The 22,620-nt window shown below is 57.9% G+C and carries 14 protein-coding genes; 5 read left to right on the forward strand and 9 right to left on the reverse strand.

The features are described 5' to 3' along the window. The first annotated feature begins 121 nt into the window (after positions 1-121). A complete protein-coding gene (locus ACA063_RS23690) occupies positions 122-1,741 on the forward strand; it encodes an FMN-binding glutamate synthase family protein (protein ID WP_497663584.1) in 1,620 nt (539 codons plus the stop codon). Between the two features lie 57 nt (positions 1,742-1,798). Further along, positions 1,799-2,083 carry a putative quinol monooxygenase gene (locus ACA063_RS23695; protein WP_497663585.1) on the forward strand — a complete coding sequence of 95 codons (285 nt, stop codon included), beginning with the start codon at positions 1,799-1,801 and terminating at the stop codon, positions 2,081-2,083. Between the two features lie 8 nt (positions 2,084-2,091). Here ACA063_RS23695 and ACA063_RS23700 read toward each other — a convergent pair whose 3' ends face one another. The 4 genes from ACA063_RS23700 to ACA063_RS23715 form a co-directional block, all read right to left on the reverse strand. Then, positions 2,092-3,600, reverse strand: a complete 1,509-nt coding sequence (locus ACA063_RS23700; RefSeq protein ID WP_497663586.1) for a glucosyltransferase domain-containing protein — start codon at positions 3,598-3,600, stop codon at positions 2,092-2,094. Continuing rightward, positions 3,600-4,541 (reverse strand): glycosyltransferase family 2 protein, encoded by a 942-nt coding sequence (locus ACA063_RS23705; protein ID WP_497663587.1) that lies wholly within the window; start codon positions 4,539-4,541, stop codon positions 3,600-3,602. The genes ACA063_RS23700 and ACA063_RS23705 overlap by 1 nt, the downstream gene beginning before the upstream one ends. Then, positions 4,538-4,912: a GtrA family protein gene (locus ACA063_RS23710; RefSeq protein WP_497663588.1), complete on the reverse strand. Its 375-nt coding sequence runs from the start codon at positions 4,910-4,912 to the stop codon at positions 4,538-4,540. The genes ACA063_RS23705 and ACA063_RS23710 overlap by 4 nt, the downstream gene beginning before the upstream one ends. 297 nt (positions 4,913-5,209) lie before the next feature. Continuing rightward, a complete protein-coding gene (locus tag ACA063_RS23715) occupies positions 5,210-6,631 on the reverse strand; it encodes an amino acid permease (protein ID WP_497663589.1) in 1,422 nt (473 codons plus the stop codon). A 680-nt stretch (positions 6,632-7,311) separates the two neighbouring features. On the opposite strand from ACA063_RS23715, the gene ACA063_RS23720 reads away from it, so the two are divergent. The 3 genes from ACA063_RS23720 to ACA063_RS23730 all read left to right on the forward strand — a co-directional run bounded on the left by ACA063_RS23720 (position 7,312) and on the right by ACA063_RS23730 (position 16,125). Then, entirely contained in the window at positions 7,312-7,770 is a 459-nt protein-coding gene (locus ACA063_RS23720) for an REP-associated tyrosine transposase (protein ID WP_497663590.1), read from the forward strand. A 285-nt stretch (positions 7,771-8,055) separates the two neighbouring features. After that, complete coding sequence (locus ACA063_RS23725) at positions 8,056-11,193, forward strand: transglycosylase domain-containing protein (RefSeq protein WP_497663591.1); 3,138 nt, start codon at positions 8,056-8,058, stop codon at positions 11,191-11,193. A gap of 156 nt (positions 11,194-11,349) precedes the next feature. Next, the gene (locus ACA063_RS23730; RefSeq protein WP_497663592.1) at positions 11,350-16,125 is read left to right on the forward strand and encodes an NEL-type E3 ubiquitin ligase domain-containing protein; all 4,776 of its coding nucleotides are present in this window, start codon (positions 11,350-11,352) and stop codon (positions 16,123-16,125) included. 91 nt (positions 16,126-16,216) lie between these two features. Here ACA063_RS23730 and ACA063_RS23735 read toward each other — a convergent pair whose 3' ends face one another. The 5 genes from ACA063_RS23735 to ACA063_RS23755 form a co-directional block, all read right to left on the reverse strand. Next, positions 16,217-17,431, reverse strand: coding sequence for a hypothetical protein (locus ACA063_RS23735; RefSeq protein ID WP_497663593.1), 1,215 nt, complete (start codon positions 17,429-17,431; stop codon positions 16,217-16,219). Positions 17,432-17,510: 79 nt separating this feature from the next. Beyond that, positions 17,511-18,011: a CS1 type fimbrial major subunit gene (locus ACA063_RS23740; RefSeq protein ID WP_497663594.1), complete on the reverse strand. Its 501-nt coding sequence runs from the start codon at positions 18,009-18,011 to the stop codon at positions 17,511-17,513. Between the two features lie 33 nt (positions 18,012-18,044). Further along, positions 18,045-18,788, reverse strand: a complete 744-nt coding sequence (locus ACA063_RS23745) for a molecular chaperone (protein WP_497663595.1) — start codon at positions 18,786-18,788, stop codon at positions 18,045-18,047. 44 nt (positions 18,789-18,832) lie between these two features. Continuing rightward, positions 18,833-20,047 carry a hypothetical protein gene (locus ACA063_RS23750; protein ID WP_497663596.1) on the reverse strand — a complete coding sequence of 405 codons (1,215 nt, stop codon included), beginning with the start codon at positions 20,045-20,047 and terminating at the stop codon, positions 18,833-18,835. 4 nt (positions 20,048-20,051) lie between these two features. Then, on the reverse strand, positions 20,052-22,577 hold the full coding sequence (locus tag ACA063_RS23755; protein ID WP_497663597.1) for a CS1-pili formation C-terminal domain-containing protein: 2,526 nt from the start codon (positions 22,575-22,577) through the stop codon (positions 20,052-20,054). Between the last annotated feature and the right edge of the window lie 43 nt (positions 22,578-22,620).

A 22,620-nucleotide genomic window follows, 5' to 3' on the forward strand; every position in this document is an offset into this window, starting at 1 on the left:
CAGAATACCTGGCAACTTCTGAAACAATGCGCAGACCTGTGGCGAAGGAACAAGCGCCTGGCCTTAGAATGCTTTTCAAGCTGTACCGAATAACTGATGAGTCCGAACCCAAGGAAACCGTATGAGCCTGTCCCTCCTGAGCCGCTACGCCTTCTTTGCCGCTTGCGTAGTGTTCACCCTCGCCAGCCTGCCCTTCCTCGAACACGATTGGCTCTGGCCCTTCACTGCCATCACCGCCGTCCTCAGCCTGATCGGCCTGTTCGACCTGCTGCAAAGCCCTCACGCCGTGCGGCGCAATTATCCGATCCTGGGCAATATCCGCTATCTGGTCGAAGGCATCCGCCCGGAAATTCGTCAGTACCTGCTTGAATCCGACAGCGATGCCCTGCCCTTCTCCCGCGCTCAGCGCTCGCTGGTTTACTCGCGTGCCAAGAATGAAAGCGCCGACAAACCCTTCGGCACGTTGATCGACGTGTATCAATCGGGTTTCGAATTCATCGGCCATTCCATGCGTCCGGCACCTTTGAGCGACCCGAGCGGGTTTCGTGTGATCGTCGGTGGCCCGCAATGCACTCAACCCTACTCGGCCTCGGTGTTCAACATCTCGGCGATGAGCTTCGGCTCTCTCAGTGCCAACGCGATTCGCGCGCTGAACCAGGGCGCCAAACTCGGCAACTTCGCCCACGACACCGGCGAAGGCAGCATCAGTGCCTATCACCGGGAACACGGCGGCGACCTGACCTGGGAACTGGGCAGCGGCTACTTCGGCTGTCGTACCGCGGACGGTCGTTTCGACCCGGAACGCTTCGCCGCGCAGGCACAGACACCGCAAGTGCGAATGATCGAAATCAAGATGAGCCAAGGTGCAAAACCGGGTCACGGCGGGATCCTGCCCAAGCACAAGGTCACCCAGGAAATCGCCGAAACCCGGGGCATCATGATGGGCGAAGACTGCATCTCACCGTCACGCCACAGCGCGTTTTCGACGCCAATCGAGATGATGCATTTCATCCAGCAATTGCGGGAATTGTCTGGCGGCAAACCGGTGGGTTTCAAGTTCTGTCTCGGGCATCCATGGGAGTTCATGGGCATTGCAAAAGCCATGCTGGAGACCGGCATCCTTCCGGACTTCATCGTCGTCGATGGCAAGGAAGGCGGCACCGGCGCTGCGCCCGTGGAGTTCACCGACCACATCGGCGTACCGATGCGCGAAGGTTTGCTGTTCGTGCACAACACCCTGGTCGGCTTGAACCTGCGGGACAAGATCAAACTGGGCGCCAGCGGCAAGATCGTCAGCGCCTTCGACATCGCCAGCGTCCTGGCCATCGGCGCCGACTGGGCCAACTCGGCGCGCGGCTTCATGTTCGCCATCGGCTGCATCCAGTCGCAAAGCTGCCACACCAACAAATGCCCGACTGGCGTCGCCACCCAGGACACTCTGCGCCAACGTGCGCTGGTGGTGCCGGACAAGGCTCAGCGTGTATTCAGTTTCCACCGCAACACCCTCAAGGCACTGGCCGAAATGCTCGCCGCCGCCGGCCTCGACCATCCTTCGCAACTGTCGGCCAAGCACCTGGTACGGCGCATGTCGGCGACCGAGATCAAGCTCTTCTCACAGTTGCATGTGTTCCTCAAACCGGGGGAATTGCTGACTGGCGAAGTCAACGGCGAGTTCTACTCCCGGATGTGGCAGATGGCGCGGGCGGACAGTTTCGAACCCAATGAAGTGGCCGCCGCTTAAGGACTGTTTTCCCGCCAGCCTCATCATGAGGTTGGCGCGACCTCAAGGAAGAACTGCATGTTGAAAGTGATCGCCCGGGACTTTATCAAACCCGAATTTATTGAAACCGTTCGCCCGTGGTACGCCGAACTGGTCGAGAAGACTCGCCTGGAACCTGATTGCATCGCCTACGACCTGTTTGTCGATCAGAAAGACCCCGGGCATTTTGTCTTCATTGAACAATGGCCGAATCAGGCAGCACTGGACGCTCATTGCCGATCGGAGCACTTCCGGCGCCTGGTCCCGCAGATCAACCATTACCAGGCCCGGGATTGCATTGTCGTGCTGATGGACGCGTTCTGACGCGTGCTTCACCAGCGAAGCGAGCTGATCGGGGATGGCTCCTTCATGACGATAAAACCGTAATCACCGATGAGGTAGATCCGGTAAAACTGGCTGTCCACCAGCGCCGGATAACGCTGATACCCCACCCGCGTGGCATTGCGCCGTTCCTTCTCCGCGACAACGTTGGTGATGCCCACGCTCGGCAGGTTCTCGGCCAGCACGAAAAAGTCGATGTTGAGCAAGTAATGCAACACCGGCATCTTCTTGAACGAACCCGCAGCCCCCCGCAGCCAGTGATCGGAATAGGTCACCGACAAGTAGATACGCTTGGCCTCGCGTAGCTGGCGATGGGAGGCAATATCGTATTGAAGGCTGGTCAGGGCGTTGGCCGCGAAGGTTTTCTGCACCGTCAGCACCCGACCATAGCCGTACGACAACGACAACATCGCCAGCAACGGCACGACTAACAGCAGCGGTAGCCGAGGGTGCAGGCGGACCAGTGCCACATGGCTCAAATAGAACAACAAGACCAGCAACACCGCGAACCCCATGAGTGTTCTGGCGCCTTCGTTGAAATCACGAAAAAAAAGCGCCATGCCTGACACCAGCAACATCACCATCGGCAGCGTCAGCAAGCACGCCAGGGCGATCAGGCACTTTTTTGCGCCACTGTCTCGTCGTTGCAGAATGTGCGCGCCCACCCGCACACCGCCCGCCATCGCGCACAGCAACAACCCGGCGAACACCCAAGTGAGTCCACCGTGAAAAAGCAGCTGCACTTTTTCCAACACGCGACCGATGTTGGTGTAAACCTGCAGCCAAGGGCTTGCAGCCCAGTTCAGTAAAAGCGTGCGACTCTGGCTGGTGAACGGGTAAGCACTGACGGCGTAAATCAACGCGCCCAACAGGGCTTGGGCGATCTTTGCCCCCACCCAATCGCGCCAGTGCTCCCAGCTCACGTTGTCTTGAACAGCCCTCAGCACTTCCACACAGCACAGGCCCAGAAAGACATTGAAACTCACCTGATAAAGCCCCAGCCCCAGTGCGATCAAAAGCGCCGGCACCAGCCATCGCAGGTTCCGTGAAGGATGCTCAAAGCTGATTGCGTAGACCACGGCGACCACACTGAATGCCATGCCCGCGCCGTCGTATTGATACGACAGGTTCTGCAGAAAAAACGGGTTGTACCAAAGCGGCAATACAACCAGGCAACCCGCGACTGTGGGCTGAGGCCAGTAGTGAAAAGTCAGGCGGGTCAACGCCGAGGCCATGGCCAGTGAGGCAATCAGCAGCGGCAGCGGAAAGATGTTCGGCGCGCCATCGCTGAACGTCAGTGCGTTGTAGAACAGCTGCGTGAACAACCGGCCCTGATCCGCCCAGGCCGTGCCGGCGGACAGTGAGCGCCAGTTGTCATCGATGTAGGGATAGTCCGCGAGGATCAGCGGCAAGACATACACAAGGATCGCGATCAGAAAAAACAGCCAGACCTGACGGCGCCCCAGTTCCCGGGTGAAGTAGTCGCTGAAACGGCCCATCAAGGCTCGATCCGTTTTTTGCCGCCGACGATGTCCTTCACCACATAGCGCGGCCGATGCTTGGCTTCAATGTAGATACGACCTACGTACTCACCGAGGATGCCGATGCCGATCAATTGCACTCCGCCGAGAAACAGGATCGCGGTCATCAACGAGGGGTAACCGGGCACGCTGTTACCGAAGAAAATCTTGTCCAGCACCATGTACACCGCATAGATCACGGCAAAGATCGAAATGGCGCCGCCGATGTAGGTCCACAGGCGCAATGGCACCGTGCTGAACGACGTCACGCCTTCCAGTGCCAGATTCCACAGCTTCCAGCCGTTGAACTTGCTGCTTCCCGCCACTCGCCCGGCACGCTCGTACTCCACCACCACGGTGTTGAAACCGGCCCAGGACAGCACGCCCTTCATGAACAATTGATGCTCGGGCAAGGCGCGGATGACATCCACCACCTTGCGGTCCATGAGACGGAAATCACCGACGTTCTCTTCGATCCGGGTGTACGAAATGCGGTTAAGGAGGTGATAAAACAAGGTCGCGCTGTGACGTTTCATGTAACTGTCGGCGCTGCGGTCGCGACGTTTGGCCAGCACCACGTCTGCCCCTTTTTGCCATTGCTCGATCAGCAATGGAATGACGCTGATGGGATCCTGCAAATCCACATCCATGGGAATCACCGCGTCGCCCGTGGCGTATTCCAGCCCGGCGAACAGTGCAGGTTCCTTGCCGAAATTGCGGGAAAAGTTGATCAGCACCACCTGCTCATCGGCCTGTGCGAGTGCCGCAGCCTGCTCTGCTGTCTGGTCGGTACTGCCGTCGTTGATGAACACGATCTCGACGTCGGCGTGGTCGATCTGCAGCTCGCGTCGAACCGCCTGGTAGAACAGGTTGATCGACTGTTCTTCGTTAAACACGGGAACGATGAGCGAGATCTTCATAGCTCATGCTCGCGAAACACCACGTACTTGGAAAACAGAAATCCCAGCACCAGGCTCAAGCCCGAGAACAGCGCCACGGTCAGTAGACCCGGTAATTTCCATACATCAGCGACATGGCCAACGCCGAGGCTCAGGGCGCCCATGGTTCCCAGAAACAGCAGATAGCTGCCCGTCGACACCCTGGCGTCGAAGGTAAATTGTGCGTTCATGTAGAAAGAGAAAGAGGCTGCTACGAAGAAAGCCGCCAGGTTGCTGAGCGCCTGGCTGAGATCGGCCGCCACGCTCAGCAGGAAAAAGATTTGCCAGTGGATCAGCGTATTCGCAACCCCGATTATCGTGTAGCTGGAAAACCCTCTCCACAAGCGTCTCATGCGGCTCACCCGTTGTTGAACGCGTCACCTTGACTTCATAAGCATTTGAGCTTGTCTACTGTCATAAATCGCAGGTGAGCGTGCCTTTCAGACCAGCGGTTGAGTGCTGAAGATCAAAAGATCGCAGCCTGCGGCAGCTCCTACAGGGGGAACGCGTTCCAGGGTAGGAGCTGGCAGGCTGCGATCTTTTGATCGGAGTACACCTGTAGGAGCTGCCGCAGGCTGCGATCTGTTGATCTTTAAAACGCAAAAGCCCCGGCCATCAGGACCGGGGCTTTTGCATTTCATACGGACGACTTACGAAGCCGAACGCGCCGCACCTTGCGAAGCGTTGGTCGGTTGCAGCTTGAACGCGTAGAACAACACGGTCAGCAGCACCAGGAACGCCGGGCCGACATAGAGCGCCACACGGGTGTCCGGGAAGTACGCCATCAGGCCGACCACCAGCACCAGGAACGCCAGCGCCAGGTACGAGCTGACCGGGAACAGCCACATCTTGTACTTGAGGCCCGCACGTTCGCTGGCGCTCAGGCCTCTGCGGAACTTGAGCTGGGACAGCAGGATCATCACCCAGGTCCAGATCGCGCCGAAGGTCGCAATGGCTGTCACCCAGATGAACACCTTCTCAGGCACCAGGTAGTTCAGCAGAACGCCCAACAGCAGGGCGCCGATCGACAGCAGCAACGCGCGACGCGGCACACCGTTGCTGGAAGTCGTGGCGAACGCTGCCGGGGCCTGACCATTTTGTGCCAGGCTGTAAAGCATGCGCCCGGTGCTGAAGATGCCGCCGTTGCACGAGGACAACGCCGCAGTGATCACCACGAAGTTGATGATGCCCGCGGCGGTTTTGATGCCCAGGCGTTCGAACGTCATCACGAACGGACTGCCCTGAGTGCCGATTTCGTTCCACGGGTAGATCGACAGGATCACGAACAACGCGCCTACGTAGAACAGCAGGATCCGCCAGAACACCGAGCCGATCGCGTTGGGGATGGTTTTCTGCGGGTTTTTGGCTTCGCCGGCAGTCAGGCCGATCATTTCGACGCCCAGGTAGGCAAACATCACCATTTGCAGGGACATCAACACGCCTTGCACGCCATTGGGCATGAAGCCGCCGTGAGCCCAGAGATTGGAAATCCCCAGCGCCACGCCGTCGTTGCCGAAGCCGAACGCGATTACGCCGATACCGCCAATCACCATCGCAATGATGGTGACGATCTTGATCAGGGCGAACCAGAATTCGAACTCACCGAACGCTTTCACGGCGATCAGGTTGATGGTGCCCATGCTGATCAGCGCGGACAGCGCCCAGATCCAGCGGGGTACTTCGGGGAACCAGACGCCCATGTACACCGCCACCGCGGTGATTTCTGCGACGCAGGTCACCAGCCACAGGAACCAGTAGTTCCAGCCAGTGAGGAAGCCCGCCAAGGGGCCCAGGTAGTCTTGGGCGTAACGGCTGAACGAGCCGGCGACCGGGTTATGCACGGCCATCTCGCCGAGGGCGCGCATGATCACCAGGATCGCCAGACCGCCGATGATGTAGGACAGCATGATGGCCGGACCAGCCATTTCGATGGCCTTGGCCGAACCGAGAAACAGACCGACACCGATACAGGCACCCAGCGCCATCAAACGAATATGCCGTTCGCCGAGTTCGCGTTTAAGCGGGCCGCCCTGAGCGGTCTCGCCTTGGGGCAGGTGATTGCCAACTGGCATAGGGGTACAACCTCGTCTTGTTATTGGATATGACCACCGAGTGTCGAAGCGCTGGCTGGTAAACCATTACTTCCATGAAACCGGTCCTGCTTCGTGGGCAGCACCGTCTTGTCGGACAAAACCTCCAAGATCAGCGGGGCGTGCAGTATAAAAAGCTTCTTACAGGTTTTTTCACTCTATAAACCACAACATTCAGCAAGAACTCTCGGCAAAAGCCCGGTTAGCGGAGGGGCATTACCTGTCTCATGTAGGAATTTTCGCTGCTAAAACGGCGCGGAGTATTGCACAGCATTGGTGCATCGTCATGTCCCTACCAAGGTCTTATTTATCGTTCGAGGCGTCTATTTCAGTCATTTCAGACATACCCTCCGGGATGCATGAACTTCTGTGGCTAGGGTTTTGTGGCGAGGGGATTTATCCCCGTTCGGTTGCGCAGCAGCCGTAAAACCGGTGAATCCGATTTAACAGAATGGATACAGGGGGAGCGCTTCGCACTCCAACGGGGATAAATCCCCTCGCCACATACCCCTTTCACCACATAAATCCCATCACCACAAAAAATCCTAGATCGCCAAATTCTTCGCAAGAATCGGAAACTTCACTCAAAAGTCTCAGCGTTGCTTTAGACCACTGCGTACTAGCCTGAACGCGTCACTTGACGATCATAAGGAAGCAATGGATTGCCTACTCAACCAAACTCTCATCGCCTGCGCGTCGGCCGACATTCCGAAATCGGTCGTGCTTATCTCATCACCGCAGTTATCCACAAGCGCCAACCACTTTTTTCCGATTGGCGCTTGGGCCGCCTGCTTGTCGCAGAAATGAGACGGGCTCACGACTCTGGACAGGTGAATTCAATCGCTTGGGTGGTTATGCCTGATCACTTTCATTGGCTGATGCAACTGCAAGACGACAACTTAGGGAACGTCATGGGAGCTACCAAAGCCCGATGCGCCCAGGCAGTGAACAAAACGACCGGCAGAAGCGGCTCTTTGTGGCAAACCGGTTATCACGACCGAACCATTCGTGATGGCGAAGAGCTCCTACCGTTCGCTCGTTACATTGTTGCCAATCCCTTGAGAGCAGGGCTCGTAGACAAAATCGGCGATTACCCACTCTGGGATGCCTGCTGGTTGTAACTGTCACCTTCCTTTAGTGGCTATCAAACTCCCTGTGGTGAGGGGATTTATGTGACCAACGTGTGGCGAGGGGATTCCTGTGGCGAGGGGATCCCTTCACCCCCTAAATCCCCTTCACCATTGGATCTCCTGTCCACATAAATCCCTTCACCACAAAAACGCCTTTCCACAGGTACTTGACGATGGGAAATCGACATTTGTGTATTCACAATTTTTTCACCATCGCCAACCACCGACTAAGCTTCAGACAAGTCCGATCAATCTGCGTGAATGGATCAGTCGACTATGGGCGCGTTATGGCAAACCGATTCGAGTAAAACCGTGGTCCAGACTGAAGCTGTGGATGATGCGCCGCCACCTGAAAAACCCCGTGGCACCCAGCATGGGTGGAAGGCCTTTTGGTTGTTGGTGTTAATCATCGCCATCGTCCTTGGGCTCGCTGCGGCCAAGGAAATGCGCACGTCGAAATTCCAGTCCCGGGAAGTGAGCAAATTTGCGGCGAAGCTGACTTATGACCTGCAACCCGGCCCCAGCGATGCCATTCGCTACCCCGGCGCCGGCCCGTTTGATTTGCGCTTGGGCTACAGCTCCCTGAGCGACTTTCTGCCGCGCCTGATCAAGCGCGATTACGTGGTGCAATCGCAAACCCGCTTCTCCCAGGCGCTGATGGACTACAGCGGCAAAGGCTTTTTTGTGCCCTATGCGGAAAAGATCCAGGCGGGGCTGTCGATCACCGATTGCCGTGGATCACCGCTGTATCAGTACAAATACCCGCAGCAGCTCTATTCAAGCTTCGAAGCAATACCGCCGGTGGTGGTGAACAGTCTGCTATTTATTGAGAACCGCTTCCTGCTCGACCCTCGTCAGCCCCGGGCCAACCCTGCCGTGGATTGGCCACGATTCGGCATGGCGGCGTGGTCCCAGGTGGCAAAATTGCTGCACATGCCTGGGCAGTCGGCCGGCGGCAGTACCTTGGCCACGCAGCTGGAAAAGTACCGGCACTCGCCCGACGGCCTGACGGTGTCGGGGGCGGAAAAGATCCGGCAGATGATTTCCGCCACCGTCCGCGCCTATCAGGCGGGACCGGACACCCTGGTAGCGCGGCAGAATGTGGTGCGTGACTACCTCAACAGCGTGCCCCTGTCAGCCGTTCCGGGCCATGGCGAAGTGCATGGCATGGCTGAAGGACTGCGCGTCTGGTACGGCGCCGACTTCAACACGGCCAACGAAACCCTGGCCAGCACGGCAACGGACCCGAAAACCATGGCGGCGAAGGGCCTGGCCTTGCGCGAAATGTTGTCACTCATGATCGCCCAGCGGCGCCCGTCCCATTACCTGACCAAGGGTCACGACGAACTGGCCGACCTCACCGACAGTCACATTCGCCTGCTCGCGCAAAACAATGTGATTGATGCCCAGCTGTCGGCTGCCGCGCTGGCCAGCAAAGTGACCTATCGCGATTGGGCGACGCAGCCCACTATCCAGCCGATCGAAACCAACAAGGGCATCAGCGTGGCGCGCAGTCGCCTGGGTGGCCTGCTCAATCGTCCGCTGTACGATCTCGACCGTTTGGACCTGTCCGCCACCAGCACCCTGCAAGGCGATCTGCAAACCCGGGCCACCGAATACCTCAAGCACCTCGCCGACCCGGTCTTTGCCGCGCAGATCGGCTTGATGGGCGAGCGCCTGCTGACCCCCACCAGCACCACCCAGGTACGTTACAGCTTCACCCTGTTCGAACTGACCCCCGACGGTTCGCGGGTGCGGGTACAAACAGACAGCACCGACCAACCGTTCGACATCAACGAAGGCAGCAAGCTGGAACTCGGCTCCACGGCCAAAATGCGTGTGATGACCACTTACCTGCAAATCATCGCCGAGCTACACGATAAATACGGCGCAATGACCGTACCGGAACTCAAGAAACTCGATGTACCGGACCAGGACCGTCTGAGCCGCTGGGCCATCGACTATTTGATCCAGAATAAAGACCGCAATTTGCAAACCATGCTCGGCGCCGCGCTGGATCGTAAATATTCCGCCAGCCCGGGCGAAGCGTTTTTCACCGGTGGCGGGCTGCACACGTTTAACAACTTTCGCAAAGAAGACAACGGCCGCAACCCCACTCTGCGTGACGCCCTGCGCGAGTCGATCAACTTGCCGTTCATTCGCCTGATGCGCGACCTGGTGCGCTATAGCACCTACTCGGGCCCCAATAACAGTGCCGAATTGCTCAAGGACGACCGCGACCCGAGACGTCAGGAATACCTCGCCTCGTTCGCCGACCGAGAAGGCACATCGTTCCTGCTGAAGTTCTGGAAAAAGTACAAGAACAAAGACACCCAGGCGCGACTGGAGACCTTCCTCGACAGCATTCGCCCGACCCCGATTCGCATGGCCGCGGTGCATCGGTATCTGCTGCCGCAAGCCAGTCAGGAAAGCTTCAACGCCTTTGTTCGCGCGCATCTTAAAGGTGCCAAGCTCACCGAGAAGCTGACCGATGAACGCCTTGAGCGGCTCTATGAAAATTACAGTCCCGGCGCCTATGACCTGCCGGATCAGGGTTTCATCGCCAAGGTTCACCCGCTGGATCTATGGCTGATGGGTTACTTGCTGAACAACCCGGATGCCAAGTGGAGCCAGATCGTCAAAGCCAGCCAGTTCGAACGTCAGGAGGTCTACAGCTGGCTGTTCAAGAGCCGTCACAAAGGCGCCCGCGACAGCCGCATCCGCACCATGCTGGAGATCGAGGCGTTCCTCGACATTCACCAACGCTGGCAGAAAGTCGGCTACCCGTTCGATCACCTGGTGCCGTCACTGGCCACCGCCATCGGCAGCTCGGGCGACCGCCCGGCAGCGCTGGCCGAGTTGATCGGGACCATCCTCAACGACGGTGTGCGGATGCCGACCTTGCGTATCGACACCCTGCACTTCGCCGCGAACACGCCCTATGAAACCAAGTTGATCAATGATCCGGACGTCGGCAAACGGGTGATGCCTTCCGAAGTGGCGACAGCCATGCGCGAGGCCTTGTCGCAAGTGGTCGATGCCGGTACGGCCAAGCGTGTCTCCGGCAGTTTCATCACGCCCGATGGCAAACCGTTGGCCATGGGTGGCAAGACCGGCACCGGGGATAACCGCATCGAAGCCATCGGCTCCGGCGGGCGGATCCTCAGTTCGAAATCGATCAACCGCACCGCAACCTTCGTGTTCTACATCGGCGACACCCACTTCGGCACCTTGACCGCGTTCGTGCCGGGTCGCACGGCCGAAGCCTTCAAGTTCACCTCGGCATTGCCGGTGCAGGTGCTCAAGGGCATGGCGCCGATTCTGACGCCGTATCTGCAACCGGGCAGTGCTTCGCAATGTCACCCGGTTGAAGGCTCGACGGTCGCGATAAACGATGCAAAATCGCGGTCCTGAGTTTTCGTGGTTGGGGGCGGTATCCGGATATTTTTCAGGTTCGAATATTCAACCGGTCCCGGGCAAAAACCGTGGGTTAAGGACTGATCTTTAGACTGTTGTTTTGAGCCTGGGCAGATAGGCTGATCATTCTTAAATCAATCAAGGATGATTGCCATGTATGGTTCCCCTTTGCCTGCCCAAAACACCCATAAAGGCCGGCATTACGAGTTCATCAAGAACGCCACCCACGAAAACTTCAAAACCGCCACCGTCAGCAGAGCCAAGGCACTGACGGCCACCCGACTGAAGATCGAGCCGTGGTACACGACGGTTCCCGCCCTCCATCACGAGAAGCTCAAAGCCGCCAACCTCATGGCCTGGGGTTCCCAGAATCAGGTCGATAAACTGTTCGAAAAGCTGCAGGACATCCATTCATTCGCAGCGCCCTTGCTTCAGGCGAAGCTCAAGGAACGATACGGTATCGATCACGACGTCAAGACGACTTACCTGTACCTGTACCTCCCCAAAGACAAGCCCTGGTACGTGATGAACCTCTCCGGCGGTGTAACGAGCCACACGGTCTCCCTGCTGGAGGCGGCACTGCACAACTTTGCCAGGACCGAAACGGTCCATGCCGACTCGCAATTCATCACCAGGCCCGACAGCCGTGGCCACTTCGATGTGCTGCCGATAAAAAAGAAAATGACCATCGGCCAGTTCCAGGCTCTGTGCCGGGAGCTGGATATCGGTGCGCGTTACAAGGAACACATCGAACGCTTTCTGCTTCCCGGCGAACCCGTGGCCGAAGCGGTCATGAAACTCAAAGTCATCGACAGCCAGAAAGACGCACTGCGCGTCGCTGCGCAGCTGGCGTTGACGACCGGGGATATCCAGTACGACGCCTACAAACTGGTGCTGGACCTGACAAACGACGCCCCTCAACTTTTGCTCAATGGTCGGGAAATGGTGTGCTGCGACCTCTCGATGATGGAGACACGTCTGACCGGCATTGCCCTGTTGATTCCTGCCGTCAAGGACAGTCGAGGCATTCGCCGTCTTATCGCCTATGTTCCCCATGACCCGGATCACCCACTCAAGGAATACGACTCGCCCAATGCCTTCATGACCGAGCTGACGCGCCAATTACGCGAAAACAAAACCGCCGCATCCTCGCAACTGAGTTACCGCCAGTTCTTCAGCCAGTTTGTCGATCAACAGCAGCGCGGGCACTTTTTTGCTGATCTCGATCAACGAATCACTGCCGTCAAATGGCATGAAAAAGAGGACCCGACGGATCAGCGCCCGACATGGCGCGAAGAACCCATACCGCGCCCACACCTGCAATTTCGGCCCCTGCCCCTGCCACGGGATTTCTGGAGGCACAGCTACCAGCAAAAACTCAACAAGGTACTCAACGACGCACGGGAAATTGCCGTGTCCACCGCTGACACCGACAGCAAAGCGCGCTGGGCCTGGTGGGACAATTTCAAGAAAATCGTCTCGGACATTTTCAACGTCGCCCTGCTGGTCGCCACGCCGCTCGTGCCGGGGGTAGGCGAACTGATGATGGCCTACACCGCTTACCAACTGACCAGCGATGTGATCGAGGGGATTGTCGATCTGGCTGAAGGTCTCGGTGTTGAAGCGGCCGAACATGTGATCAGCGTGGTGACCGATGTCATCCAATTGGCGGCTTTCGCAGCGGCCATTGAAATAGGCAGCGCGTTCAGGCTCAAACTGTCGCCGCTGATCGAAGGCATGAAACCGGTGAAGTTGCCCGATGGCAAACTGACGCTGTGGCATCCCGATCTCGCTCCCTACGAACAGCAAAATCTTTCTCTGTCGGCCGGTTCGAAACCCGACCAATATGGACTTCATCAAGCAGCGAGCAAGCAGATTCTGCCGCTGGAAGGCAAGCTCTACTATGTTGAGAAAGCTTCGACAGAACCGACCTCCATCACTCACCTGATCAAACATCCCACGCGCCCCAATGCCTACTCGCCCAGGCTGGAACATAACGGCCACGGGGCCTGGGCGCATGAGGGTGAGGTACCGGGCCATTGGCAAGGCGAAATCTTGATGCGCCGCCTCGGCCACAGCGTTGATCGTTTTTCGCCCACTGAGCTGGAGCAGATCCGCATCAGCAGCGGCACCGACGACAACGTACTGCGCCGTATGCATGTCGAGAATGCTGCGCCACCGGCGGTGCTGGCCGACACCATCAAGCGCTTCAGCGCGTATGACGAGGCCAAGGGACAGAAAGGCGAAATAGCCAGAGACCTGTACCTGGCCGGTGAGCGGTCAAGCAATGCGCAAGTCGCCTTGCTCAGGCAAACGTTCCCGGACATGCCGCTCACCCTTACCGAAAAACTTCTGACTCGTGCCAGTCCGGCTGAACTGCAGCGAATGACCGATGAACATCGCCTGCCGCTGAGGATCAAGTCCCTGGCGCGTGAAATGAATTTCGAAGCCGCCGCTGCCCGCGCCTACGAGGGGTTCTACCGCGACGAGATGAGCGGGCCGGACACCGAGCGATTGGCGCTGAGCACCCTGAAATTCAGTACCGACAGCTTCGGCGACTTGCGCATCGAGGTACTGGACGGTACCGGTAACGGCACACTGCGTTGCAGCGTTGGCCCGGATGACGCCTCGACGGTGCGGCGGCTGGTCAGGGATGAGCATGGCCGATATGAGGTGCTCGATGCAGACAACAACACACTTCACGAAGCCGGCGATTTCTACGAATCGATTCTGTGCGCTCTGCCCGACGACAAACGTTCGGCATTGGGCTACCAACCGGGTCAAGGCCGCCGGCTGAAACAGTGGATCATGGAAAAATCCGCACCGCCCGCCGAGCGCCGAACCGTGCTGGCAGAGCCCCCCATTCGCCCGGTTGCCCGTCTTGAAACCGAGCATCTGGTGCGTGGGTGGTTCTGGTTCCTGAGCCCGAAGACACCTGAAGAAAAGCTCAAGAACCTTTATCCGAAGTTGAACGAACACGAGGTAAAAGCATTCATTGAGGCGTTACGTGCCAAGGGTGATCCTGACCAGGCCATTGACCTGCTCAAGGACGAAATCGACGAGCTGAGGAATACACTGGCAGTATGGGAAAACAACGTGCTGGGCTACGTTCCGCCCGACGGGGACCCTGGTGCTGATTATCTAGCCTTCCGGTCTAACGGCGGAAGGCACATTCGGGAACGACTGCTTGAATGCTTCGAACGCAAAGGCCAGGCCTTTGGTGAACGCAGTACCCATCCAGAAAGCGGCTATACGCTGGACTTGTCCTCAGACCTGGCCGGCCCGAATCTCGAGCGTTGGTGGAAGAATTTACGTGAGCAACCCGAGATCAAAAAATACCTCGATCAAGTGACAGTGCTCAATCTGGACAACGCGCGTTTTTCCAGCGATGCGGAAGGCCTGTTGAACGATTTCCCCCACATTCGTCATTTGACCGCGCGCTATAGCGACCTGACCGAGCTGCCTTCTAGTGTCGGCAAGATGCGTCTGCTCGAAACCTTGCGCCTGTCTAACAATAGAATCAGGTTGACACCAGAGTCCGCCAAACAGTTGGCAGCGCTCACTCGCCTGGAAACACTCAGGCTGGATGGCAATCCGTTGATGCAACCCGTAGATGTTGGTCGCATGCCCGGATTAAAGGTACTGAGCCTTAACACCACCGGTCTGAACGTCTGGCCGGAACGTCTTTTCAAGGACGGTATTATGGCGAAACATCGCCCGCGCAGTTTTTATCTCGACCTGCGCAATAGCCCGATCAACACCGTGCCCGATATCGCCCCTGGCTCCAATCACGCGTTGATCGTGGCGCGTACACGTCTCGACACCAGAAAGCTTTCCGATGCCGATCGAGTCCGTCTGGAAAATTACCGCCAGTCGGTAGGTTTTGCTCCTCAACAAACCTATGACGCGGCTGCGACCGAGGAGATCTCCCACTGGAGGTCGTTACCGGACGACTCGGCACTTTACAACAACGTCACGGGGGTCGGAGCGTATAGGGAAGAGTCCTGGCACGACGTGGCGTCGGAACCGTACTCCGATGATTTTTTCAAAGTCATCCGCACGTTAAGGGAAAGCAGTGATTATCGTGCCTCTGACTCGCGCAAACTGCTGACCAAACGGGTCTGGGAGGTCATTGATGCCGTCGCCCTGGACACCAACCTGCGAGAGAGGTTGTTCAGTCTGGCCACTGAGTTCGATAGCTGTGAGGACGGTGGGGCACAACTGTTTAACAGCATGGGGATAGAAGTGTTGAAGTCAAAGGCATACGCGGAGTCGACGTCTGCCCAGGAACTGGAAAACAACCTCGTCAAACTGACCAAAAGCAATGCCCGCCTGAAACGAGTGGCCGGTATTGCGCGAAAGGAGATTGAATCTCAGCAAGCCAAGAGTGACATCGACCCGGATTACCACGCTCCGGATCATGTGGAGGTGCACTTGGCATACCAGACGGGACTGGCCAAGCGCTTGGGCCTGCCCTGGCAGTCCGAAAACATGCTGTATTGGAAAACCTCACGCGTGAAGGAGAACATGATCGACGACGCCTACAGCAGGATTCTTGAACTCGAAAAAGACGATGGACTGGTCAACTCAATGATTGAATTAGAGTTTTGGGAAAAATACCTGCAAAAAAACAACCCGGCACAATTCGAGGCCAATACGCGTCTTTTCGAAGACAGACCGAATGTGTTCGACGAGTTGCGCACCGTCCAGAACGAATGGGTTGAAACCGCGCAGGGCCAGGAAAAGGATTCGCTGCGCATAAAGCTCAAACAACTGGCTAAACAGTTGAATATGCCGGATAGCCAAGTGCTCACCGGCGAAAAAATGACCCAGCAGTTTTATGACGACAGTCTGTCAAGGATGGGCTATGAACGAAACGAACTGGCCAGAAAACTGACCCGTGAAGCGATGGCAAAAGCAGGAATCTAACGACTGCCATACGCCATGGACGTTATCGATTGAGCCTGCCCCAGCCCCGAGTGTTACCCACTCGAGGCTGGCTTTTCATGCGGCACAGTGTTCAGCCCACTTCCGAATCCCAGATAACCGTGACATTGCCCGAATAACTTCGGGAGGTGCCTGGCTTGAGCATTTCCTCGATGGCCTCGGGGGCCACTTCGAAATGCAGCGTGCCGGGTTTGCGGTCCAGGTAAAAGCCAGGCTGAAAAGACTCGGTGCCAACGCCATCGCGCCGCAGCGGACGCCGTTTCACAGGCTGCCCCACCGCATCTGTCAATCCGGCAGGCAGCGTGACGCTGACTTCGAGCGGTACTTCATGGCCGGCTTTCGGCTCCCACAAGGCACAGTTGTTACCACTGACGTACTGGCATTGCAGACTCATCTTGAAGCGGCTCGAAGCGGAAATATTGAACGTCTGATCGCGCAACAGGCGAGTAGGTTTGCGCCCCTGCGACAGCCAGGATTGCCAGCCACCCTGGGGTTCCAATATGACGCGATTGCCGCCTGGGGGAATGTCGACTTTCAAGGTGTGTTCGACAATCAGGGTAAAGTTGACGGAGATTAAACTGTCGTCAGGCACCATGACATCACCCATGTCGAAATCCTGGCCTGGGCCCACGCTGTAATTCAATACACCGCGGTAGGTGCCCGACGACATCTTGAGGGGATTGGGTGTAATGAGCTGATAAGAAAACCCCATGTCTCGGTAAGCAAAATCATAGGATTGATCAATTGTTTTTTGTGCCTGTTTGGAGCAAATACCCGCATCAGCGGGAACTCGCCAGAAAAAGGCGTAGTAAAACTCGTTGCCATAACCCACACCACCATATCGACACGGTGACGGGGGGTTGACCCAACTAAATTTCCAAACTCCGGCAGGAAGAGGTGTCTTGATCGTGTAGGCAGCGCCAATACCATTCACCCGCATCCTGACCGTCTCGTTCTCGCCGGTCTCTTCGTGGATGACACTGACATCCTTCCAGGAGGAGGGTACCTGGAACATCGGGCCTTGACGTTCGTCATGCAATGCCGGAATGGACGCCACGGATCTGAACCGAATCGGCAAAGCGATGCTGAACACACCGTCCTCGCAATACTCCGGATGATCGCCGCAGTAGCCTCCCTGGGGTGTCTTATTGACAAATTCATTGTGCATCGGATTCGTCGGGTCCGGCTGGAACAGCGCCGTGATCGCTACATTCGCGGCACTGGCCGATGTCATAAAGCCTGTCAGTACCAGGGCACAAAGACCGCTCGCCTTGCTTGCAAGGTTCATTATTCATACGCTCTTGGTCATTCAGTCGATTGTGCCCATGCACAACCGGTCACGAGCTTCGTACGCGCCAGCTACACACTCACTCCCCCGGCGCCCTGGCACTGAACAGCAACAGGACGTTGCCGCTGTATTCCCCGGCCCGATAGCCACCGACCGGTTTCACCGGATCGATCTCCAGCAGCACCCGTTTGCCCGCCGCCGCTTCGGCCGCCGTCACCACCTGGCGCGGCACACTCTCAGGGCTCAGTTCCACGCCGTTGAAACTGACCCGCAACGCAATGTCGTCACCCGGCCGGCCGTTCGACAGGTATGGTGCGGCTTCCAGGCGCGCTTCAATCGCGCTGGTGTCATGTCGCACATCGAAATTCTTGCGCACACTGCTCAGCGTCGAGGTCGCATAGTCCCAGGTCAGCCGCTGCGGCCGGTGTATCCAGTCCGGTTCGGCCGGGATCAGGTAAAACGAGCGATTCGGGATAGTCAGGGAGACCTCGAAGGTGTGCTCCTCCCTGGCCGCCCATGCCAAAGAGCCCGTCATTACGGTCATTGCCGTCAGTGTGAAGACGGCGCATTGCTTGATCATGTTTGTTACCCGTTGCGTCAATGGAAAGCCGGCCTAGCGGCTCGCGACTTTCAGGACTTTTTTGCTGTCGCCTTCTATCAGGAAAAAACGGTATTCACGGCCCTTCTCCTTGTCGAAGCCAAAGGTTTTGCCAGCCATGATGTGGTGTTTGGTGGTCGAGCCGCAGTCGGCTTCATTGCTCAATGAGCAGCTTTTGAACTCATCGACGATGACCACCGTGTTGCCGTTATTGCGCAGTTCGTAGCGGTTCGCTGTGTCGCTGACGGCCGTGTCGAAGCGGGCGTCTTTGGGCCGCACGAAAAAGACCGTGCCAAACCCGGTCATCACATTGACCCCCGCCGACAGGTTCTTTTTGTAGTCTTCGCGCTCTTCGCTGGAGATGGCGAATTCATCTTCCTTTTCCGGCACCACCGGCACGAAACGCACACGGAAGTAGCGCTCACGGTCACGCTCGCCCATGTACAACAGGCGGGTACCCTGCATGCCCTGGGCCGGTACGATCAGCCGCGCCGGGCTGGCCATGAGACCGTTGCGCGAGGCGCCATCGGCGGCATTCTCGACCGGAATTTCCTTCGGCGCGCCGTCGGCCCCGTAGACGATTTCCAGCACATTGACCTTGACGAATGCGGTGCTGTCTCCGCTGTTGAATACCCGTTTCAGGTAGGTACTTTGATCGGCATCGAGATAGTCGTAGACGGTACCGACATTGATCTGCGGCCCGGCGTTTGCCGCCATTCCAAATACACTGAGCAATCCCAGCAAACACACACGCTTCATTGTCTTCAATCCTGTGAAAAATGAAAAAGGCGGGGCTGCAACGGTCATACCTCCGAGTCCCAGATAATGGCGATGTTGCCGCTGAGCGTGTCGGTGAGTCCGGGGCGCAGGAGAAAGTCGACGGCGAACTTTGTCATCTCGAAACGCAGCGAGCCGGCCTTGCGATCGACGTAGATCCCGGGCTGAAACGGGCCGGCCCAAGAGTTAAATCTCAACGGCAGAAGCCTGACTGGCCCACCACCGGAAGTGGTAATCCCGTCGGGCAGGGTGAGGAATGTTTCCACCTCGGTGGTATTGCCTTTCGGGCTGCCAAGCTTGCAGGCGGTGCCACCGGTCGAGTTGCACAGCATCATGACCTTGAAGCGCGACGACGCCGACAGATAGAACAGCTGATCGCGGTAGATCCTGGTCGGTTTGCGGCCTCCCTCGATCCAGCGCTGCCATCCCCCCTCAGGTTCCAGCGCCACCTTGTTGCCACCCGGTGGCAAATCGACTTTCAGGGTGTGCTGCACGTCAAGTACGAAGTCCAGGGTCAGGTTGCTGTCGTCCGGGAGCAAGACCGGTCCCAGATCGAAATCGCCGCCGGGGCCCAGGGTGTAGGCAATGGCTCCGGTGTAAAGCCCACTCGACATGCCCAAGGGGTTGGGTGTGCGCAGCTCATAGGCGATATCGAGGGTGTCAAAATAGACGGAGGGAATGAAGTAAGCAGCCACCTTGACGCAGGAGGCCTCCACGGGTGTTTTCCAGAAAAACCGATAGCTTTTGGGCCCGTACCCCCCCACACCGCTATACCGACAGGGCGCTGGCGCGTAAACCCAACTGTTCGTTCTCCACAGCTTTTGATGACCTTCGAGTATGTCCGATACCCCCACCAGGTTTGCGGCTGACTCGCTCAGAAAATATTCGGAGCCGATACCGGTGATGCGCACTTCGACGACCTCTCTTTCCTGCGTCTCGGCATTAGTGACGATCAACCGTCGCCAGTTGGCCGGCGCCTTCACCGGGATACCTTCGCCGGACCCGATAAAGCGACTGGCGTTGAACCGAATCGGCAACTGGATACTGAACATTTGGTTTTCAACACACTCGGACGGATAGTTGGCGCAATAACCACTGTTCGGCGTTTTGTTGAGGAAAACATTTTTGTTGGGTTGAGCAGGATCTGGCTGGAACAACGCCCTGATTTCCTGATTCACCGCCTCCGCCGAAGGCACGTTCAGCGCCATCAACAGCCCGATGCACCACGCAGTCTTCTTCATGGAATCAACCCGCCTTCTGATCGGTGGAAGTGACGTCGGCCAATGTGTCCGGCGTGCACCGCAGGTCACCGATCATCAACACATTGTTTTCACTGCGATGACGGCTCGCATCGAGACGGAATTGACACAACAACTGGTTGCCCTGACGCACTTCCAGGGTCGGCGAGCCCGCATTCATTTCCATCGAGAAAAACCCGTCGACTTCCGTCACGCCGCGACTGGCGTGATTGATCACGTGATGACCCTTGAGCGGTCGTCCTTGCGCATCGACCAGTCGCCCGAGCACGGTCAGGGTTTTCATCACCCGCACCTTGCGGTATTCCACCCCACCCTTGTTCAGGTGATAGCGGGTGCGCGCCGGCTCGATCGTCGCCGCTGGCACGTGGTTACCCTGGAAGTCGAAACTCACCGAGCTGTTCTGATACGCGGTAATCGGGATGAAGTTGCGCCCCGGCTTCAATGCCGCGCTGCCGCCGCTGTAGTCGTCGGCGCGCAGGGCGATGTCGTCGATGTCCGATTCCACATCGACGATCAACCCGGCGCCACGCATCTCGTATTGGCTGGTGAGCATCATTTGCTCGCCGCCGATGGCCAGGGTGCTGTCGAGGTTCAGGCCGCCCGTGAAGTTGCCGTTGTAGGACGAGCGCTGAACAAAACCGTCGCCATTGACCTGGTCGGTGCGAAAGTTCGCCAGACTGGACATGCCCAGGCCGTAGGTGTCAGTGAGCGCGGTCACCGAGACACTCTGAAGCACGTGATCCTTCAAATCCTTGCGCCAGCCGATCGAACCGTTGTTGTCGCGGCTGCCATCCCGTGCCGTGCGCGAACCGATGCTGCCGGTGATCTGTTGCCCCGGCGCGCCGAGTGCCAGGTTGACGCTCAGGTCGACACCGCGATTGCGCGCACTGCCGCTGCTGTAACTGCCGGGGCGGTCGAACAGCGACAGCCGCCAGTTGCCATCGCTGCCAAACAGCGTGGTGCGCTGGTTCCAGCCCAGGTCCAGGCCGACGCCTTCGACGTTACCTTCGCTGTGCGACACCCTGGCGTTGACCGAACTTTTGCTGCTCAGCCGATGATTGAGCGCCAGCGACGAGTTGCTGGTCTCCCCGCGAAAGACATTGCGCTGGCGAATGCGGGTACCGTCCGGCAGGGTTTCGTAGAGGTTGGTGGTGTCCAGCCAGCTGCGATTGTGGCTGAAGACGATGCTGCCGGAGCCGTAGTTATAGAGGCTTTGCAGATCCAGGCCGGTGCCATGATCCTGCGTCTGGTAGACGTTGGCGTACAAGCTGATGTGATTGGCCAGGGTCCAGTCGATGGACGTGCCGTATTGCAGTTTTTCGCGAATCTGCCGTGCCGACAGCCCGAGAATCACACGCGGGTGCATCAGGTAGTTGACCGAGGCGCCTGCCGTGGGACTGCCGCTGGACTGCTGATCCCAGTTGCTCAGCAGCTTGCTTTCTTCGCCGGCAAACAGGTTGTAGCGCCAGCGATCATCGAGGTTGCGCCAGTTGCTGGGTTTGTACACCAGCTCCTGGGTGGTGGAGGTGATCTGGCCGTCTTCGATCAGGCGCACTTCCACTTCGTAGATACCACCCGGCAGCGGTCGGGTGTCGAGGGTCTGCAATCCCGCCGGCACCGACTGGGTGTTGATCAACAGGCCGTCGCGATAGATCTCCACCGAGCCTTGGCGATTGGCCGTGACGTAGATCGGATAGACGCTGGGCATCGGGCTGTTGATCGCCAGGCTGTCGGAGCTGCCGTACATGACGCCGACAGCGGTATCGGGGCTGGTGCCAAACGTTCGAGGTTGGCGGGTCAGCCCTTCGGAATTGGGGGTGAAATAACCCAGGCGCAGGAAGCTGCCTTGCAGTTCGCGTTGGGTGTAGAGCTCATGGACTGCGTGGTAAAGCTTGTCATCGGGACCGCCGAGGCGGGCCAGTTGCATATTGAACGTCTGGCTCCAGTTGCCCAGGCTCGCGCTGGCTTCAAGGCCAAAGCGCCCGCCCAGATCCTGATCCTGGCCGCCATTGAGGTTGAGTTGATTGCGCAACATCAGACCACTGCTACCGCCCTCTGGCTGATCGAAGTAGCGTTTGGCTTGCACATCGCGCTCAGCGTTTTCGGTGAGGATCGAGACCAGCGAGTTTTCCAGGTTGTAGTGCACCGCCAGCACTTGATCCGGACACGAACCGGTGCAATTGCCCAATGGCACGCCTGGCTTGAGGTAGCTCGCCCATTTTTCCCGTTCAGCGGGGCCGAAACGGTTTTCGCTGGTGTCGGTAAATTCGAGCAGGGTGATGCGATCGTCGCGAGACAGCACAACCATCGCTTCCCCCAGTGGCTGCTGATCGAGTTCCACCCGAACGGCCAGAGGTACATCAAAGAAGTGCTCCTCGAAATCTGCCGGCAGGCCTTTGGCCTGGGCCAACAGACTTCTCGGTGTCGTACCGGCAGAGGAAACCGGAGCCGCCGCTGCACTGGCACAAAACAGCAGCGCAAGCGCCGCCGCGATGGGTGTCATCGGGAACATGAACTCTTTCTCTGATTACGAACTCGTTGGAATCCGACGGAGC

It is taken from the genome of Pseudomonas sp. LBUM1643, from assembly GCF_059716215.1.